Source organism: Entomohabitans teleogrylli (assembly GCF_001484765.1).
Classification (GTDB): domain Bacteria; phylum Pseudomonadota; class Gammaproteobacteria; order Enterobacterales; family Enterobacteriaceae; genus Entomohabitans; species Entomohabitans teleogrylli.
In genome coordinates this window covers 11,916-29,511 of record NZ_LLXO01000043.1, presented here as the reverse complement: position 1 = coordinate 29,511, position 17,596 = coordinate 11,916, and the positions used below count along the sequence as shown (strand labels likewise).

At 55.4% G+C, this 17,596-nt stretch carries 16 protein-coding genes and 1 pseudogene; 6 read left to right on the top strand and 11 right to left on the bottom strand.

Features of this window, described 5'->3' with window-relative positions; translation table 11 throughout:
• Positions 1–47 precede the first annotated feature (47 nt).
• The 4 genes from hxlA to ptsG form a co-directional block, all read right to left on the bottom strand.
• Positions 48–683, bottom strand: a complete 636-nt coding sequence (gene hxlA / locus AQ981_RS23855) for a 3-hexulose-6-phosphate synthase (RefSeq protein WP_058914260.1) — start codon at positions 681–683, stop codon at positions 48–50.
• A 23-nt stretch (positions 684–706) separates the two neighbouring features.
• Entirely contained in the window at positions 707–1,270 is a 564-nt protein-coding gene (gene hxlB / locus AQ981_RS23850) for a 6-phospho-3-hexuloisomerase (RefSeq protein ID WP_058914262.1), read from the bottom strand.
• On the bottom strand, positions 1,270–2,112 hold the full coding sequence (locus AQ981_RS23845; RefSeq protein ID WP_058914259.1) for a glucose-6-phosphate isomerase family protein: 843 nt from the start codon (positions 2,110–2,112) through the stop codon (positions 1,270–1,272). The genes hxlB and AQ981_RS23845 overlap by 1 nt, the downstream gene beginning before the upstream one ends.
• A gap of 128 nt (positions 2,113–2,240) precedes the next feature.
• The gene (gene ptsG / locus AQ981_RS23840; RefSeq protein WP_058914258.1) at positions 2,241–3,782 is read right to left on the bottom strand and encodes a glucose-specific PTS transporter subunit IIBC; all 1,542 of its coding nucleotides are present in this window, start codon (positions 3,780–3,782) and stop codon (positions 2,241–2,243) included.
• A gap of 222 nt (positions 3,783–4,004) precedes the next feature.
• Between ptsG and AQ981_RS23835 the strand changes: the two are divergent.
• Positions 4,005–5,683 (top strand): annotated as a pseudogene (locus AQ981_RS23835) (SgrR family transcriptional regulator).
• A 91-nt stretch (positions 5,684–5,774) separates the two neighbouring features.
• Here the strand turns inward: AQ981_RS23835 and AQ981_RS23830 are convergent.
• From AQ981_RS23830 to opgC, 7 genes are all read right to left on the bottom strand, one after another.
• Complete coding sequence (locus AQ981_RS23830; protein ID WP_058914257.1) at positions 5,775–6,092, bottom strand: CcdB family protein; 318 nt, start codon at positions 6,090–6,092, stop codon at positions 5,775–5,777.
• A 3-nt stretch (positions 6,093–6,095) separates the two neighbouring features.
• Positions 6,096–6,326: a type II toxin-antitoxin system CcdA family antitoxin gene (locus AQ981_RS23825; RefSeq protein ID WP_058914256.1), complete on the bottom strand. Its 231-nt coding sequence runs from the start codon at positions 6,324–6,326 to the stop codon at positions 6,096–6,098.
• A 257-nt stretch (positions 6,327–6,583) separates the two neighbouring features.
• Positions 6,584–6,991, bottom strand: coding sequence for an ATP-binding protein (locus AQ981_RS23820; RefSeq protein WP_121500729.1), 408 nt, complete (start codon positions 6,989–6,991; stop codon positions 6,584–6,586).
• 19 nt (positions 6,992–7,010) lie between these two features.
• Positions 7,011–7,349, bottom strand: a complete 339-nt coding sequence (locus AQ981_RS23815) for an STAS domain-containing protein (protein WP_058914254.1) — start codon at positions 7,347–7,349, stop codon at positions 7,011–7,013.
• Positions 7,346–8,554, bottom strand: coding sequence for a PP2C family protein-serine/threonine phosphatase (locus AQ981_RS23810; RefSeq protein ID WP_058914253.1), 1,209 nt, complete (start codon positions 8,552–8,554; stop codon positions 7,346–7,348). Before AQ981_RS23810 ends, AQ981_RS23815 begins: the two co-directional genes overlap by 4 nt.
• 8 nt (positions 8,555–8,562) lie before the next feature.
• A complete protein-coding gene (locus AQ981_RS23805) occupies positions 8,563–9,462 on the bottom strand; it encodes a hypothetical protein (RefSeq protein ID WP_058914252.1) in 900 nt (299 codons plus the stop codon).
• Between the two features lie 10 nt (positions 9,463–9,472).
• Positions 9,473–10,690 carry an OpgC domain-containing protein gene (opgC, locus tag AQ981_RS23800; RefSeq protein WP_058914251.1) on the bottom strand — a complete coding sequence of 406 codons (1,218 nt, stop codon included), beginning with the start codon at positions 10,688–10,690 and terminating at the stop codon, positions 9,473–9,475.
• A gap of 409 nt (positions 10,691–11,099) precedes the next feature.
• Between opgC and AQ981_RS23795 the strand changes: the two genes are divergently transcribed.
• Genes AQ981_RS23795 through AQ981_RS23775 form a run of 5 tightly spaced genes read left to right on the top strand, consistent with a single transcriptional unit; the run spans position 11,100 to position 17,596 of the window.
• Positions 11,100–12,914 (top strand): glycosyltransferase family 2 protein, encoded by a 1,815-nt coding sequence (locus AQ981_RS23795; protein WP_058914250.1) that lies wholly within the window; start codon positions 11,100–11,102, stop codon positions 12,912–12,914.
• Positions 12,911–14,242, top strand: a complete 1,332-nt coding sequence (locus tag AQ981_RS23790; RefSeq protein WP_058914249.1) for a DUF3131 domain-containing protein — start codon at positions 12,911–12,913, stop codon at positions 14,240–14,242. The genes AQ981_RS23795 and AQ981_RS23790 overlap by 4 nt, the downstream gene beginning before the upstream one ends.
• The gene (locus AQ981_RS23785) at positions 14,239–15,786 is read left to right on the top strand and encodes a DUF3131 domain-containing protein (RefSeq protein ID WP_082683264.1); all 1,548 of its coding nucleotides are present in this window, start codon (positions 14,239–14,241) and stop codon (positions 15,784–15,786) included. Before AQ981_RS23790 ends, AQ981_RS23785 begins: the two co-directional genes overlap by 4 nt.
• A complete protein-coding gene (locus tag AQ981_RS23780) occupies positions 15,771–17,165 on the top strand; it encodes a DUF3131 domain-containing protein (protein WP_058914248.1) in 1,395 nt (464 codons plus the stop codon). The genes AQ981_RS23785 and AQ981_RS23780 overlap by 16 nt, the downstream gene beginning before the upstream one ends.
• Positions 17,162–17,596 carry a hypothetical protein gene (locus AQ981_RS23775; protein ID WP_058914247.1) on the top strand — a complete coding sequence of 145 codons (435 nt, stop codon included), beginning with the start codon at positions 17,162–17,164 and terminating at the stop codon, positions 17,594–17,596. Before AQ981_RS23780 ends, AQ981_RS23775 begins: the two co-directional genes overlap by 4 nt.

Below are 17,596 nucleotides of genomic sequence, written 5' to 3'. Positions count from 1 at the left end.
GAATAACCGGTAACTGTCAGATCAGGTCTGAGCTAATACATCTAATCTCAGTGATGCTGCAACAACACCTGCGAAATCTTCCTCGCTTCACCTGCCGGATCCGCCGAATGCGTGATCGCTGATCCCACAATCACCACATCCGGGCCTAACAGCGCATAGTCCTTCACCGTCTGGCTGCTGATGCCGCCTGCCACGGCAATCCGGGCTTTCCGGCGCGCCTTCAGCATCGTTATCAAATCATCGATTGGCTTGCGCCCTGCAGCCTGTTGATCGGTGCCAGTGTGTACCGCCAGCATATCGGCACCTGCGGCCTCCAGTAAAATCACCCTGGCGGGAAGATCGTCGACAGATATCATATCCACCACCACCTGTTTTCCCGTCTCTTTTGCCGCCCGGATACACGCCTGGATCGTTAATACATCAGTCACGCCCAGAACCGTTATATAGTCCGCGCCAGCATCAAATAACAGACGGGACTCGAAATATCCCCCATCCATAATTTTCGCATCCGCCAGCACTTCCTTATGCGGATATTTTTCTTTAATGGCTTTAATCGCATTCACGCCTTCCCGAATAAGAAAGGGAGTTCCCACTTCAATAATATCAACGTCGTCAACCACCTTATCGATAAATACCAGCGCTTCAGGCAGGGTTAACTCGTCCAGGGCAAGCTGTAATTTCATGTTGGTTTCCTTGTATCGAATGACTATTCGAGGTTGGCGTGTAGCGCAAAACCTTTGGTTAAGTGATATCCCGTCGACTGCGCCAGATTCACAATCATGGCGTCACCCAGCACCATAACGGCTTCTTCAAACAGGCTGCCACCGGGCAGAATGCCTTTCACATTCTCGGGTCCATCCGGCAGTTTGTCGGTATAGGCCGGGATCCTGACCACCACATCCGCCAGTTTCCCCAGCGTGGACTCGGGGAAAATGGTCAGCAGGGCCACAGTGCCACCCAGTTGCTTCGCTTTTGTAGCCACATTCACCAGCGAAGCCGTTTCACCCGATGCGCTGGCCAGCAGCAGCAGGTCGCCTTTTTGCAGCGCAGGCGTCACCACATCGCCGACAACATGCACCTGCAGGCCGATATGCATCAGGCGCATCGCAACAGCTTTCAACATCAACAGCGAACGCCCTGCGCCAAAAACAAATACCGCGTTCGCCTCAGCGATGGCCTGTTCCAGACGCGCCAGCGCAGCGCCATCAATCCGCGACATCGCCTGATTCAGGTCGCTACAGGCAACGCCTGCAACAGATTGCGTTTCCATCATGCGTCCTCCTGACAGAGCGGAAATAAATCATCCTGATACTGGAGCATCCCCATGATTTCCCGGACATAATTATCGACATGTCCCAGAAAGTGAAAACGTTCCGGCGCGGCGCGGTAGCGCTGGTAAAGCGGCGTATCGAAGGTGATGCCAAGATGCGGATTCTCTTTGACGGTGGCGAATTTGATGTGCGGAATATGCGGGTAGTAATGATTTTTACGCACGCAGAGCTGCCCGTTCTCTTCCACGATGTAGCAGGCCATACCGTGGTAAAACTGCACCGTGTCGTAGTGAACCGCACAGGGTTTATACGCCAGGTTGCTGAACACCAGCGGCCCGTCGCCGATATTGATGGAGCAGTGGCCGTAATTCGGCGGCACAATAATGCTCTGCCCCTCCTTCACGACCGCCACGATAAGATCGTCCACCAGCAGATCTTTTGGCGCGACGGCAAAATCCGGCGACTTTTGCAGAATATATGCCGCTGTCCCCTTAATCACTTCGTACACTTCCGGATGGGTGTTGCGCCGCGTGTCGTTATAGCCGTGATAATGACCGCTGGTTTTCTTGCATTCCTTACCGATTGTTCCCGGCATGATGATGGTGATGTCGTACTGGTACTGGTCGGCAGCAAGCCGTTCCTGATCCTCCGCAAAGCTGAGCCCGCGATAGACATCGTAAGCCGGTTCATCACGCAGCGCCTCGGTGAACTCCGGTAAGACCACCGCCATCTGCCCAGCGTTTTTGCGACCAAAGCCGAGATAGTTCAGCGGGGGTTTCAGCGCCATCACACCGTCATCATCGAGATACAGCGGCAGGCCGCTGTGGTGTAGCTGTTTCATTTTGCCTCCTGTATACACGTCATACTTCAAGTTGTTGCTGCGTTGGCTGCACGCCTTCATCCCGGTCACATAGTTATCTATGCTCCCGGGAACTCACGCGCTTGCCGCCTTGCTACAACTCGAATTATTTAGTGTATGGGTTCACAATGTCCGGAAACCGGATGCGCTTTAATCGCGCGGATCGCCTCTTTCAGCCGATCGGATTTCATACCAAATACGCTCTGAATATTGTTCCCGACCTCAACGACGCCCGCCGCGCCAAGCTGTTTCAGCAGCGCCTTGTCCACCAGCGTCTTATCCGTCACATCAATGCGTAGACGCGACATGCAGGCTTCGATACTGGTCATATTCCCCAGCCCGCCATAGGCCAGAATGATGCCGTTCACCAGGTCGTTCTGTTTGTTTTCCTGCGCCACCGCACTTTCTTCGACTTCACGCCCCGGCGTCAGTAAATTCCAGCGGCGAATGGCAAAGGTAAACAGGACGTAGTACACCACGCCCATAACCAGCCCAACCGGGAACACCATGTACCAGTGAGGCGCGCGAGGCAGAACGCCAAAGAAGAGATAGTCGATAAGCCCGCCGGAGAAAGAGAGCCCGATGTGCACGCTGAACCACTCCATCAGCAGGAACACCAGCCCCGCCAGGACGGCGTGAATGCCATACAGCACGGGTGCAACAAACAGGAAGGAGAACTCAATCGGCTCGGTGATACCGCAGACGATGGAGGTGATCGCGCCAGAGAGCATAATGCCCTTCACCCGCGCTTTGTTTTCCGGGCTGGCGCAGCGGTAGATCGCCAGCGCAATCGCCGGAATGCAGAACATCTTGATCGGCGTCAGCCCGGCCATAAAGGTTCCGGCGGTAATCGGCACCTGATCTTTCAACTGGGCAAAGAAGATAAGCTGGTCGCCATGCACCACCTGCCCGGCCTTGTTTACATACTCGCCAAACTGCAGCCAGAAGGTCGGCCACCAGACATGGTTAAGACCAAACGGGATCAGCAGTCGCTCGACAAAACCGAACAGGAAGGCGGACACGCCCGGCCCCTGCACCGTCATGGTATTCGACAGGCCATTAATCAGATGCTGAACCGGCGGCCAGACCACCGCCATCACCAGCCCGACAAACAGCGCAGCGAAGGAGGTCACTATTGGCACGAAGCGCTTGCCGGAAAAGAACTCCAGCCATGACGGAAGCTGAATGCGGTAATAGCGTTTATACAACCAGGCGGCAATAATCCCGATAATGATGCCGCCAAATACGCCGGTCTGCAGCGAAGGGATACCCAGCACCATCGTGTAATCACGTACCTGTGCCACCGACTCGGGCGTGATCCCCAGAAACTGGCCGATGGTGACGTTCATAATCAAAAAACCGGCGATAGCCGACAGCCCGGCAATGCCCTGATCGTCACTGAGTCCCACCGCCACGCCGACCGCAAACAGCAGCGGCAGGTTAGCGAAAATCGCACTGCCCGCTTCCGCCATCAGCTTCAACACGTGAACCAGCCAGTCAGCGCCGAGAAACGGCAGGCTGGCGACAATATTGGGATCCTGAAAGCTGACGCCAAAGGCCAGCAAAATACCGGCGGCAGGCAGCATGGCAATGGGGATCATTAACGATCGCCCGATGCTTTGTAACATTTGCAGAAGGTTGAATCTTTTCATCTCGATCTCCTGAGCGCGTCTTTATGACAGGGATTCGCACAACAGCAGGTTCTGCTCCGAACACCTTCAGTATCCGGATCGGAGGTTATTGAAAAAACAGCAACCGAAGACGAAAGTTATTTCCGGTTTTTGCTTAAAACCGGAAAATTTATGAGGAAAATCACGCCGGAAACCGTCAGAAAGGGATAAAAGAGGAAATCGCGTTCGGTGGGAGGCCATCATATGAGTATCTTCGAGGCGCATTTTCGCAGGCTGCACGCCCGCTACGGCGCAGGTCAGACGCACGAATTACAGATGCAGGAGATCGCCGCCATCTTCGGCTGTTCGGTGCGTAACTGCCGGATTGCGTTGAAAAAGATGCATCAGGAAAAATGGCTCGACTGGCAGCCGCAGCGCGGACGTGGCAAGCGCTCACGGCTCCATCTGTTAACCTCGCCGGAAAAGCTGTTCAGCCAGAACGTCAATAAGCTGCTGGAGAAGCAGGATTACGGCAACGTGCTGCGGTTTATCGGCAACGACAAGTATCTGCTGGATCGCCTGAGCCTGTGGCGCTTTGGGGTACAGGATAAAAGCAGCGAAACGCGGGTGCGCATCCCTTACTATCGCAATCTGGATCCCCTTAACCCGCTCGTTCCCCTGCGGCGGACCGAACGCCATCTCCTGCGCCAGTGCCTGAGCGGGCTGACGCGCTATGACGCCGTTCAGGGCAGGATCGTCCCCGATATCGCCCACTACTGGACTCACAACGACGACTTCACCCGCTGGGAGTTCTGGCTCAAATCTACCGCCCGCTTTGCCGATGGCAGCGAACTGGATGCCAGTGCCGTTCAGCGCTGCCTGCTCGCCGCCAGCCAGAGCCCGCAGTTCGCGCCACTTTTCAGCCCAATCAAAACCATCACCGCTGACGCCCCCTGGCATCTGATGATTGAAACGCATCATCCACTTAGGCGGCTCGACTGTCTGCTCGCCACCCAGCCGACGATGCTGTTCGATTACCAGCACGGACACATCCGTTGTACCGGCGCTTTCCACCTGCAGGAGCACAGCGACAACTTTATGGTCCTGCGGCGCAATCAACACTGGCACCAGGCGCGGCCCGGACTGGATGAGATCACCATTTTCACCTGGGCGCCAGAACATATCAGCATGAGCTTTATTCCCCTGCTGCGGGGCGAAGAGGCGCAGGATGACCGCCCGCTCAACGAGCGTAGTCTGGAGCAGGGGTGCTGCTTTGTGCTGCTGGACAGTGACGGTGCCTTTGCGGATGAGGCCGGAAGGCGGTTTATCAATTACCTGCTCCAGCCTGTCGAACTCCTCAGCCAGACGCAACTTCCCGACGAATACGCACGCATCCTCTCCGTTGCTCAGGGTATGCTGCCGCAGTGGAACCACCGCCCGTGGATTTTGGCGGGGTCACCGCGCCGTTTAACCTGCGTCAGCCGGTTATCATCAACACCTTTCAGCAGCCGGAACTAGTGGAGCTTGCCGGGGCGATTCGCATCCTGCTTGAACGCTGGCATATTCGCGCCGAAATACGGATCGACGCATTTGACAGCTTTAACAGCCAGCCGCGCCCTCCCGCGGATATCTGGCTCAGCAACTTTATGCTCGATACCCTTTCAGTTCCGGCGTTTCTGGAATGGCTGGCGTCCACCACGCTGTTTACGCGCTTGCCTGAAGCCCAGCGACAAAACCTGAACGCCCTGCTGCCGACCATTCTGAACAGCGACGATGAACAGGCGTTTGCCACCATTGCCGCCTTTTTCCATGAGATGACCCACCAGCGATATGTCATTCCTTTGCTGCATCACTGGATGGAATTTGCGACCGAGAAGTCATTTACCTGGCGGGATTTAAATACGCTGGGATGGCCGGATTTCAGCCAACTTTGGCTCGAATAATGCTACGCCCGCAAAAGGGCCTTTAAGGGTAAGGGAGAGAACGACATTTTGGGGTGGGAAAATCGCCAGGTCGTCGGTACTGATAATTATCTCAGATACCATCCAGAATGAAATCCAGAGCCCCCTTTACAGTCTGACGATACACACTGCCATCACAAAACTCAGCGCCCAGGGCCTTTAACGGGATGCTCGCCAGTTCATGCGTCATTAAGGCGTACTGCTTACCATCAATCAGTTCCAGTACGGGATTTAATCGCACCGGACGTACCTCAGGATTAGGATAACGCTCCAGAGGTAGCAAAGGGATCACAATGCGCGTATTCAACGCATCAATGATATCGCTTGTCACATCTATGAGTAGCGGATATAGCGTGCTTCTACCCGGATTGCGATAAATGGTGAATTGCATGCTTTAGAACGTCCTGTAGTCATCACTGAAGTGCCCGTGCTCATCATGGAAGCGGTTAAGCGCTTCCAGTCCTTCACGATTTTCTGCTTTCCAGCGAGTGGCTGCGTGCTTTTTCAGTTCGGCATCAAGGGCTACAGCCAAAGTCTGGCTCATATTCACCCCAGCAGCACGGGCGGCGGCGATCAGATCGCGTTCCAGCGTGACGGTGACACTCTGAGTCGTACGTTGTTTCATATCCGGGCTTCCTCTCTGCTTTCCTGTACGTTCAGCTTACACGTATTTTTAAACATGGTCATATACTAAAAATACGGTTAACGGTTCATCAAGTCAGGGAGGGCGCTGCGCCACTGGGGGAGAAAGTTGTGTTGTTGGATAGCTGGAGCGATGGCCCTATTGCGCGCGACCGCCCCGCTTACCTGAGGGCCCAGTTGCGTCATGCTTCAGGCAAGCTTTTATTCTGTGAATCGGTGAACAACAAACGGTAGCCTGTTCTATCCCGACATTCTTTTTTCAAGGACGGTGACATTTTTCCCCTCCCTGTTTTCTACGGTAAAAGTGTCGACATACAACAAAATCAATTTCACTCCTCTGCCGCTTTCAGCCAAAGGGTCGGCATCGAATAAAGGGTTGTCACGCGCCGCCGCGAGGCGCTCAGCGGGAAAGGGATCGCCAGCATCGGTAAAACGCAGCATCACGCCAGAGGCTGCGGCGATAAACTCCACGGTGAAACGACGCTCTCCGTCCTCATGTAACGCATGGCGAATGATGTTGGTGGCGGTCTCACAGACAGCGAGATCGAGCGCAAAGCGCCATTCGTCGCTGACAGACAGCGGAGCCATCTGCTGCGCCAGCCACGCCGCAAGCGGCGAGACAGAGGCTAAGGCGGCCGGAAGCGAGATAGCGTTAGCCACGAGCAACTCACTGATTCAGCAGTGCAAGTGCCGTGGCGCGATCTGGGCAGATGCGGAAGATACGATCCATACGAGTCAGGGTGAACATATTGCGAATGCCGGGATTCAGCGCGCACAGCGTCATTTCACCTCTACCGTTCATCATTTTTAGCAGGGAAACTAACGTTCCCAGACCGCTACTGTCGATAAAATCGATCTTGCTGAAATCGATTATCAGGTCTTTACGATCCTCACCGATCTCCCGGGTGATAGCTTCCTTAAAAGCCGCCGCCACCGAGGCGTCCAGTCGGCGCACCGACGGCATCATAATATTCACGTTGAGCTGCCTGTCTGTATCAATGTTCATCGTTCTTCTCCTGTACGCTCAATGACTAATAGAGAAACATCATCGGCCATTGGCTGTTGTTCCTGACGCTCTCCGCTGCGCCAGCGGATAAGATGCTGAGCGAACTGCGGCAAGAGTTGATCCAGCGAAAGTATGGCGCCATCCTGCAGCCAACGCTGCAGCCGCGCCTGACCAAACTGTTCATCGGTAAGGTTTTCACACTCGGTAATACCATCACTAAACAGGCACAGCCGTTCACCAGGCGCCAGCGAGAAGCTCACCTCCGTCCAGCAAAGATCCGGCATCAGCCCTACAGGCGCACCGCCTTCGCCGACTGTCCTGACCTCACCGCCCGGGCTCACGATAAAAGGTGTCGGATGCCCGGCCTGACACAGCTTGCCTTTTCCGGTCGCCAGATCGATGACGCCGTAAATCATGGTGAAATAACTCACGATCTCAGCCTCATCGCTGCAAAAACGGCCATTGAGGATCCGTACCACCTCGGCGGGGGACGCGACATCGTTATCAGCCGTGAAAAGAAAACGCTCCACCGCCCTGCCATGTAAAAACTGACGGGCAACGGCGAGGGACATCATCGCCGCGCCGACGCCGTGGCCGGAAACATCCACACAGTAGAATCCCAGATGGTTATCCAGCGGGAAAACGTTGAAAATGTCGCCAGACACCCAGGCCGAGGGCAGAAAAATCCAGTCAGAAAAGTAGTCACGATAGCGCAACTGGTGCGCGGGCAGTACCGATTGCTGGATCCGCGCCGCCGCCTCAAGGTCTTGCTCAATCTGACGCAGTGCCTCGCTCAGGCGGGCGTTACGGGCGGCAAGCGTCGCCTCCAGGGAGAGAACCCGCGCTCCCGCATGCAGGCGCGCCCGTAGCTCACTCTGCTCAACCGGTTTACTGAGAAAATCATCCGCACCGGCATCAAACCCCACCGTCAGATCGCCCGGATCTTCGCGGGCGGTAAGCAGAATTAAATAAACATAATGGCCAAACTGGCGACGGCGAATCTCCCGGCACAATGTCAGACCATCCATCTCCGGCATTTCCCAGTCGCTAATCACCAGACTAACAGGCTGGGCTTCGAGGATGTCCAGTGCCGCGATGCCATTTTCCGCTTCGCTGACGATATATCCCCACTGCGTCAACATTCGGCTCAATAGCCGACGGTAAACCAATGAATCTTCAACAATCAATACGTGCTGTACCGACATAGCCCTCCCTAAATCGGTAAGAACCAGATAAGGCTTACCGTACCTTCGCGAAACTTGCCGCTACCGCTCTGGTGGCCTGGATAGCGGGTGCCGGAATAGTTCGCATATTGCACAGAGAATGACCCTGGGGTATAACCCGCGTAACCGAAGCTGTAGCTGTAATCACCGTTCCACGGCTGCTGCTGGCTGCTGTCCGGATACCAGAATGCCGTAGCGCGAACAAAGAAATGTTGCTTAAAGGTATAACCGCATCCGCCCAGCAGCACGTTCTTGTTTTTGCGGATATCGTCGCTCTCCAGATCGTAGTAGCGCGGTATCCAGCTGTAACCCGCCTGGCAAATAATGGAGTCACCTTTATTGATCAGCAGCGCATGCTCTACTGGCTTCGGCAGTGAAAATTTATAAGCCAGCGTCACGGCGCCCTGCTCAAAATAGGTATGGCGCCGATTACCCGATGTCCAGAAATGATTATCACCATAATTACTGTAAACCAGGCTGACGGTGTTGGCATGCCAGTCATCGTAGCCAAAGCTGTAACGAAAATCGGCCGTATAGCGGCTGGTATCGGTCACCGGTAAACGTGATGTTATGTTGGCAAACCAATAGCTATAGGGTGAATATTGCAGGCTGAGGTTCAATGTCTGGTTATATTTTTTCTTCTGTTCTGCGCTGTCAGAGCTGTTAGGGATGGTCATCCACTGCTCTTTCAGACCCGAGCTAAAACTGAGCGCGCCAGAGAAAACCTTCTCATTGCCCGAAAAAAGACGCCCCCAGCGGCTGGTAAACACGCCCGCCTGTACCGGCTCGTCATTCTTGTCGCGTAACGGTTCTGCTTCGTTTTTCTGCGCCGCTTCTCCTCCCGTGGCAGCACACAGCAGAACGCAGGCCAGCAAATATCTCTTCCGCATTTACCCTTCCTTAGTTAGGTATCCAGCGTGCGGCGACGTTATATTTCGCCATCAGCCACAGTACGCCCAGCGCTACAGCATGAATGAGCGTGTTTACCACCCAATCCTGGCGCCACAGATCGAACGTCACAAACTGGCTTACCGCGAGTACGACGTACACGTGCAAAATAAAGGTATAAAGCGAATGCTGACCGAGCGGGATAAGAAACCAGCCCGCCAGCCGGTAAAGGGGCTGCCAGCACCAGGTCAGCAACAGATAGATAGCCACCATCAGGCTGATATCGTTAAGCACGCGTATCGGTCCGAGACCGTTCTTCGCCGCCCAGGTATGGTAAAAAGCGTTAAACTCCGCAGGCGGGATGACGTGCAGCAAAAGCGCGGGCGGCATAAAGGGGTTGGTATGATTCTGAGCGACAAACCCGAGGATGAGCGCAACCATCACCAATGCCGCCACCGCCACTTTGCCGGGGGGCGTACGGGCGAAGGAGAGCAGTTCCTCTTTGTACCATCCACAACTCATCCCCAGCACAAAAATAAATTGCCAGGCCAGCAGCGGAAAAGCGAACTCAAACTCCGAGGGCGTAACCCGCACCGGCCAGCGCTGCCAGCAGCCATAAACCAGCAGTGAAAGGCCCAGCAACCAGTACACTTTCCCCTGCTGCAGCATTCCTAAAAACAGGGGGCTAAGCAGCAGAAGAAAAATATAGAGGCCGAGAATTTGCGTCTGATGGGGGCCAATTTGCAGGTAGAGAACGATGTTAAACCAGGTCTCTTTAATTTGTGGTGTCACCGGATACAATGCCCAGGTTGTACCTGCGTAGCGATCGGTAAAATGGGTCACTTCAAAAACATTAATAAAAGGAAAATGCCCTAATAACAAGAATGAAAGAATAATGATAATATTTACCCGATATATTTTCCACGCTCTGAGATAAAGCCCCCAGGAAATGGTGAGTAATACTGCTTTTTGCAATCTGACACGATTTAGCATCCCTAACATAAATCCAGAAAGAATCACAAACCCCTCAGCACCAGTGGTCAGCCCAAAACGTTCCCAGGTAAATATATTAAATATCGACATCACTTCCGTGTGCGCCACTACCATCATGACCAGCGCAATACCGCGCATAAAATCAATGCGCAGATCGCGATTCCCCACCATGGAATAACGCCACTCCATTGATCTATAGCTCTCTTTTTGCGTTATCACAGGCGCAATCTGGCTCATAGGGAGTCCTGTTATCTGTCCTGAAAAGCATCTCGCAAATTATTTATACCCGTCATACTTCAAGCTGCATGCGCGTTAGCTGCGCTCACTCACCCGAATCACTTACTTGATGTAAGCTCATCGGGATTCCTTTGCTTGCCGCCTTCATGCAACTCGAATTATTTAGGGTATAGATAGCTTAAAGATACGTATCTGGCAATTATTGAAGGGCTGATGAAGTAAAGTAAGTATGGATAACATTTGATTAAGTTAATCTGAAATATACAATTTCTTTTCCTGGAAAAAATCTGCCCACCATCTACACTTACTTTACTTTTTGTTTTATCAGTATTATTTACCTTCGGGACTGCCTCTTATCTTTGACAGGCTTCTCACTGAAAATTAGCGCGGAATCAGGATATCCTTGTGTATGGATTTTTATTTTTCCCGTTTTGAACATCGCCGACCACCGGAGCCATTAAGCACACCGCGCTGGGTGATAATAACCTGGCAGATACTGGCGGTGGCCGCGCTCGTTCTCGGCGCAAATTATATTTACTGGCGCTGGACGGCCTCATTAAATACCGATGCGCTCTGGTATGCCATTCCGTTGGTACTGGCGGAAACCCTCGCCTGGATCGGCACGCTGCTGTTCACCATTAATTTATGGAAAGAAGATGATCCACCACAAAACTCACCGCCGACCGAGATCAACCACTGCCTGAGGCCAGAGGACGCCGAAGAGTCGAGGCCAATTAAGGTCGATCTCTTTATTGCCACCTATTCAGAAGACGTGGAGCTGGTCAGGCTCTCTATCCGCGATGCCATGAAGATGGCCTATCCCGGCCCGCTGGACTATAAGGTGCATGTGCTGGATGACGGACGCCGCCCGGAGATGAAAGCCGTGTGTGATCAGGAAGGCGCTAACTACATCACCCGGCAGACGAATATCGGCTTCAAGGCCGGTAACCTGCGTAACGGGCTTGAGCAGACTGATGGCGATTTTCTGGTGATCTGCGATGCCGATACCCGCGTTTTCCCCACGCTACTCAGCCACACGCTGGGCTATTTCCGCGATCCGGATGTGGCCTGGGTCCAGACGCCGCAGTGGTTCTTCGATCTACCTGAAGGGGAGAATCTGGCGCACTGGCTTAAACGTAAAGCAGGCAAAGCAGGATACGGTCTGGGCTGGCTCACCCAGAAGTTTATCGGCCCGGTCACCATCGGGCGCGACCCCTTTTTCAACGATCCGCGCATGTTCTACGACGTCATTTTACGTCGCCGCAACTGGGCTAACGCCGCCTTCTGCTGCGGGGCGGCTTCCATTCACCGGCGCGAAGCGGTGATGCAGGCGGCCCTGCGCAGCTACGTCTGGAGCGTTGAAGAAGAGATCGAACGTCACACGCGCGATATTCGAGACCCCGCTACGCGTGAAACCCTCCAGGACGCCATGCGCCCCCACGTGGCGTTCGATACGGAACTGACACCTTATAAGTTTCATGTTTCGGAAGATATTTATACCTCTATCCTGCTGCACGGTGATTCCGCACGCCGCTGGCGTTCGGTGATGCATCCGCAGATAGAATCGAAAATGCTCTCCCCGCAGGATATGCTGACATGGATGATCCAGCGCTTCAAATATGCCGCTGGCTCGCTGGATATCCTGTTCCATGACAATATTTTCAGCCGCCGCCGCTTTAAGCTCTCATTGCCGCAAACGCTGATGTACGCCACCACCTTCTGGTCCTATCTGGCCTGTGTGTGGAACACCATTTTCCTTATTTCGCCCATTATCTACCTGTTTACCGGCATTCCGCCGGTGTCAGCCTGGTCAACGCCTTTTTACCTGCACTTTTTGCCCTTTTTTATTGTCTCGGAGCTGGCCTTTATGTTCGGCACCTGGGGTATTTCAGCGTGGGACGGCAGGGCCTCGTATCTCGCCTTTTTCTCCATGAATCTGCGAGCGCTCAACACCGTATTACGCGGCGAGCAGATCAAATTTCATGTGACCCCGAAAGAGCGGCAGACAGGGCGCTTTCTCTATCTGGTGAAACCGCAAATCGCCATCGTCGCGCTCACCCTGGCGGGGCTGATCTGGGGTGGGATCCAGGTGGCGCGCGGGCAGGTCGACGACCCTTCCGGCTACGTCATTAACATCTTCTGGGGGGCGGTCAATATCGCCGCCATGCTGCCGCTGATTTTCGCCGCCATGTGGACACCCGCCGAAGAGGAGGCGCGCCAATGAGAAAACGCGACGCGCTCCTGTCAGCCCGTAGCTATCTCACGATTCTTATCGGCTTCCTGCTGGGGTTCGCGGTTGTCGTCTGGGTTGAGAAACAGATGCCCACGCGCGTAGAGAGCAGCGCGGGGATGACGTTAAGTCAGGATTTCCCTCCGTTACCCGCCCCACGGGAGCTGACCTTCGAAGAGGCTGTCTGGGCGCGAGTGGCCTGGCAGTATTACGTTAACAACACGCAACCGAACGGACTGGCCAATGCCCACGACGGTGAGCCCTGGCTCAGCCTGTGGAGCGTCGGCAGCTATCTTTTCGCCGTGATAGCGGCAAAACAACTCAACATTCTGACAGCCGACGAGTTTGATGAACGCATCACCGCCGCCCTGTTTACCCTGGGCCAGCTTACGCTCAATCCTCAGGGACTGCCCGCCGCTTACTACCATGCGGACACCCTGCAAATTCTGGGTAAAGCGGACGCGTCTGCCATCGGTATGGGCCGCCTGCTCAACGCCCTGCAAACCCTGCTGTGGCGCTATCCTCAGCACGCCGCCGCCGTACGCTATCTCTTTAACCAGTGGAAAGTTGGCGCGCTGATAGAAAACAATACGGCCAGCCAGGCCACAGCACCATTACACCACTGGGCGCTGGCCACGGATGAACCCAGAAATAGCTTCGGCTATCGCCTGTATGCCAGCCACACGCTGCGGCTGATCGACAGCGCGGCGGGGCTGGCGGTAACCAACCCGCCGCAGGGGCAGCAGATGATCGATATCGACGGCATTATGGTGCCTGACGAGGGGCTGCGCACGCCCTGGGGGCGGCAGCCCTCCCTCATCAGCCTCCCGTATCTGTTAACCGGGCTTGAGCTGGGCTTTGACGCCCAGAGCGCGGAAATCACCTGGCGCATCATGCAGATCCAGCAGCGCCGACAGAATCTGCGGGTAAGCAAACCGCCGATCAGCACCGACTACGCCGAACCCGCGCCGGATTTTACGAACACGCAGCCTGACAGTCAGCCGCTACAAAACAGCGTCCTGCGCGATAGCACTCCGGAGCAAACAGCCATCACTTCCACCCGTACCGCCTTTGCGTGGTATGCCCTGTTCCGCAACGGCTGGAGCGAAGCGCTGCGCCAGCAGGTGCAGAAGTTGCAGGTCCCCGGCAAAGGCTGGCAGCGCGGGCTTAACCTTGACGGTAGCAACAACAATACCGTGGATGCCGACACTAACGCGATCGTCCTCGAAAGTCTGGCCTATATCGCCCGGGGTCAGATGCTTTGTCTGGCCTGCCTCAGCCATGATACTCAACCAACATCTTCAGCAGGAGCGAAGCCATGAAGCTGAAAGTTCTATTCTTTTTCCCCCTTCTGGCCGGGCTCATGGCGTTCTGGCTGTCGTTTTCTTTGGCACAGGCCGCAACCGGACTCCCGGCATCGGACTATGCACCGCGTAGCGGCGAGCTGACCCCGAGGGAGATGACGATTGCCAAAAACGCCTGGCAGTATTTTGTCGCCAACTATCAGCCCACCACCGGACTGGTCAATGCGGTAAACAAATACCCTTCCACCACCATGTGGGACAGCGCCTCCTATCTGGCAGCCATGACGGCGGCGCGGGAACTGGGGATTATCGATAAGGCCGAATTTGACCGCAGAATGCTGAAGTTTCTCGCCACCCTGAATAAGCTGGATCTGTTCCGCAACGAACTGCCCAACAAAGCCTATAACACCCTCAGCGGGCAGAAGGTGAACTACCAGAACAAGCCCGGTGAGATTGGCTTTTCGGCGCTGGACATTGGCAGGATGCTGATCTGGCTGAAGGTCATCAAGGAGCGCTATCCGGAGTACAGCAACAGCATCGATAACGTGGTGCTGGGATGGGATTTTAGCCACGCCGTCGATCCCTGCGGCACGCTGTACGGCGCCTATCTGGAAAACGACCAGCCCAAATATGTGCAGGAAGGGCGGCTGGGCTATGAGGAGTACGGCGCGGCGGGCTTCCGGCTTTGGGGATTTAACACCTGTCAGGCCAGCCGTCCTCAGCCGTATGAACTGGCGGAAATTTACTGCGTTCTGGTCCCCTATGATTCGCGCGATCCGCGGCAAACCAGCCAGCATAATTATGTGGTGACCGAATCTTACGTTCTTTATGGTATGGAGTTTGGTTTTGACAATCCAACGGACAGGGATAACAGCCCGCGCGATTACTCCCATCCGTGGATGAAAAACTTCGCCGATCGTGTTTATCAGGCCCAGGAGAATCGCTACGCCATAACGGGTATCCTGACCGCCCGCTCTGAGCACCAGCTCGATAAATCCCCCTACTTCGTTTACGACACCGTATTCAGCGACGGCTTTAACTGGAACACCATTACTGATAAAGGTCAGTACGTACCGAATAGCGCCGCCGTATCGCTAAAAGCGGCGCTGGGCATGTGGGCGCTATGGAATTCGCCCTACACCGACCGCCTGCTGGACACCATTGAAAACGCCAACGAACAAGGTAAAGGCTATTACGAAGGGCTGTATGAAAACGGTGACGGTCCCATCAACGAATTTACCGCCAACAATAACGGCATCATGCTGGAGGCGCTCCTGTTCAAAAAAGAGGGCAAACTACTACAGTTCAACAGCGATAACCCGAAAAATCACGATTTTGCGCCCTCGCTGTGGGACAAAAAATTAGTCGATCTCTTTGAGCCGAATAACGCTTCACGCAACCGACCTTTCCTGAACAACACGCCAGCCGTTAAGACATGGTGCGAACAGACCGGGACCACGCTGCGAACCAAACCCGCCTGCCAGGCCTGCCAGTGCGCCGCCTGCAACGCGGACGAACCCGTTAAACTGCCGCCGGTGACCGCGCAATGCTTAAAACCCTAGCCCGCTGGCTGGCCGTCGCCATCGTCGTACTGCTTATCGCCTTCGCACTGTTCAGCCGCGAAGGCGCGGGGTGGCGCTGGCTCACTAAAGGCGGCTGGCACACCACCGCGCGCATCAGTAGCCTGACGCCGCAGGAGCAGGCGTGGGCGCGCATCGCCTGGCGCTATTTCGAGAATAATACCCAGCCGCAAACCGGGCTGGTCAACGGCAGCGACAGGCAGCCGCGCGTGACCCTGTGGCAAATGGGGGACACCCTGATCGCCCTGATCGCCGCCAGAGAGCTGGGACTGATGCAGGAAGATGAATTCGACGCCCGGCTGACGCGCCTGCTCGGTACCCTGAATCGCCTGACGCTCACCGACGTCCGCACGCCGGGAAGGCTCTACTCCAGCCAGACGGCGACGCCTGTTGATTTCAGCGGCCAGCCGACAAAAAGCGGCTGGTCGGCAAAAGATATGGCGCGGCTAATGCTGGCCCTGCGACTGACAGCCGAACGCGCGCCGCAGTATCGTGAATATCTGGATAAAATCATCCTGCGCTGGAACTTCTGTCCGGTCATAGATAAAGACGGGGAACTGTGGTCTGCCTCTGTTCAGAACGGTCAGACGGTCATACGCGAGGAGCTACGGCTGGGGGACAGCGAATACGCGGCCAGCGCCTTTCGCCTGTGGGGATTCCAGCCTGAAAAAGCGCTCTCTCCTCCTTCGCGCAACGTCATTATTTATCAGCGCAGCCTCGCCGTAGATGACCGCGACCCGCGTACAACCTGGCAGCCGTCGCTGCTGACCACCCTGCCCGCCATGCTGCCGGGGCTGGAGTTCGGCTGGCAACCTCCGGGCGTGGCGCCGGAGGTGCAAAAAGCGCTGCGCACCCGCGCCCAGGGAGTATGGCTGAGTCAGAAATCGCGCTGGGAGCGTGACAAGGTGCTTACCGCGCGAGCCGATTTTACGCTGCCTCAGGCCCCCTGGCACGTTGAGGACACCGTCTGGGGGAACGGCTACGCCTGGAACACGATTGGCGACGACGGTCGCGACTATCCCCGGCTGGCGCAGGTATCCACTAAAGCGGTTTTCGTCCTCTGGACGCTGTGGAAAACCGACTATACCGATGCTCTGATGGCGGTGACGACACATCTTAATAGCCCACAACAGGGCTGGTTTGAGGGGCGCGTGGAGGCGACCGGGGACGTCAACCGGACCCTCACTCTCTCCACCAACGCCATGGTGCTGGAAGCGCTTCTCTATAAACACAACGCCGGACCGCTGTTTGAAAACGGCCTTACAGATGACAACAGCTATTTTGTCCGCCGCGCGACAGACGAATTTAACCCGCCTGGCCGGTGTCTGCCAGGCGAACGGGCAGCGAGGGCCGCACCATGAAATTTTACCGCGATCTCTTTGAGGCAAGTCTCAACCGCGTGTTGCCCGAGAATGACAAAAAGCGTTTTTTTGAGGCTTTCCGGGATACCTTTATTCATATGTCCCCGGAAACAGAGCGCCACTTCTCCCAACGTCCTGGCGAGGAAAGCCAGCAGATGATTTATAAGAGCTTCTTCGCCATGCTCGCGGTCGATGGCGCGCTCTTCGTACCGGACTTTCTTGAGCGGCTGGCCCGCGAACAGGGCGATGAAGGACTGCGCCTGCCGCCGCGATTTTTCGCCCTCTGGCGGGAAGCGATGCTCAGAACCGTTCGCGCCAGCGATCCACTCTGTGATGAGGAGATCCTCACCGCCTGGGCGATGGCGATAGCGCCTGGTCTGGAGTACGTGCGTCGCCAGGCTGAGCTGCATTACCAGGTCAGGGGTGAGTAA

Coding starts and splice junctions, on each gene's coding strand:
- hxlA (WP_058914260.1), bottom strand. CDS start 683: ATGAAATTACAGCTTGCCCTGGACGAGTTAACCCTGCCTGAAGCGCTG.
- hxlB (WP_058914262.1), bottom strand. CDS start 1,270: ATGGAAACGCAATCTGTTGCAGGCGTTGCCTGTAGCGACCTGAATCAG.
- AQ981_RS23845 (WP_058914259.1), bottom strand. CDS start 2,112: ATGAAACAGCTACACCACAGCGGCCTGCCGCTGTATCTCGATGATGAC.
- ptsG (WP_058914258.1), bottom strand. CDS start 3,782: ATGAAAAGATTCAACCTTCTGCAAATGTTACAAAGCATCGGGCGATCG.
- AQ981_RS23830 (WP_058914257.1), bottom strand. CDS start 6,092: ATGCAATTCACCATTTATCGCAATCCGGGTAGAAGCACGCTATATCCG.
- AQ981_RS23825 (WP_058914256.1), bottom strand. CDS start 6,326: ATGAAACAACGTACGACTCAGAGTGTCACCGTCACGCTGGAACGCGAT.
- AQ981_RS23815 (WP_058914254.1), bottom strand. CDS start 7,349: ATGAACATTGATACAGACAGGCAGCTCAACGTGAATATTATGATGCCG.
- AQ981_RS23810 (WP_058914253.1), bottom strand. CDS start 8,554: ATGTCGGTACAGCACGTATTGATTGTTGAAGATTCATTGGTTTACCGT.
- AQ981_RS23805 (WP_058914252.1), bottom strand. CDS start 9,462: ATGCGGAAGAGATATTTGCTGGCCTGCGTTCTGCTGTGTGCTGCCACG.
- opgC (WP_058914251.1), bottom strand. CDS start 10,690: ATGAGCCAGATTGCGCCTGTGATAACGCAAAAAGAGAGCTATAGATCA.
- AQ981_RS23795 (WP_058914250.1), top strand. CDS start 11,100: ATGGATTTTTATTTTTCCCGTTTTGAACATCGCCGACCACCGGAGCCA.
- AQ981_RS23790 (WP_058914249.1), top strand. CDS start 12,911: ATGAGAAAACGCGACGCGCTCCTGTCAGCCCGTAGCTATCTCACGATT.
- AQ981_RS23785 (WP_082683264.1), top strand. CDS start 14,239: ATGAAGCTGAAAGTTCTATTCTTTTTCCCCCTTCTGGCCGGGCTCATG.
- AQ981_RS23780 (WP_058914248.1), top strand. CDS start 15,771: ATGCTTAAAACCCTAGCCCGCTGGCTGGCCGTCGCCATCGTCGTACTG.
- AQ981_RS23775 (WP_058914247.1), top strand. CDS start 17,162: ATGAAATTTTACCGCGATCTCTTTGAGGCAAGTCTCAACCGCGTGTTG.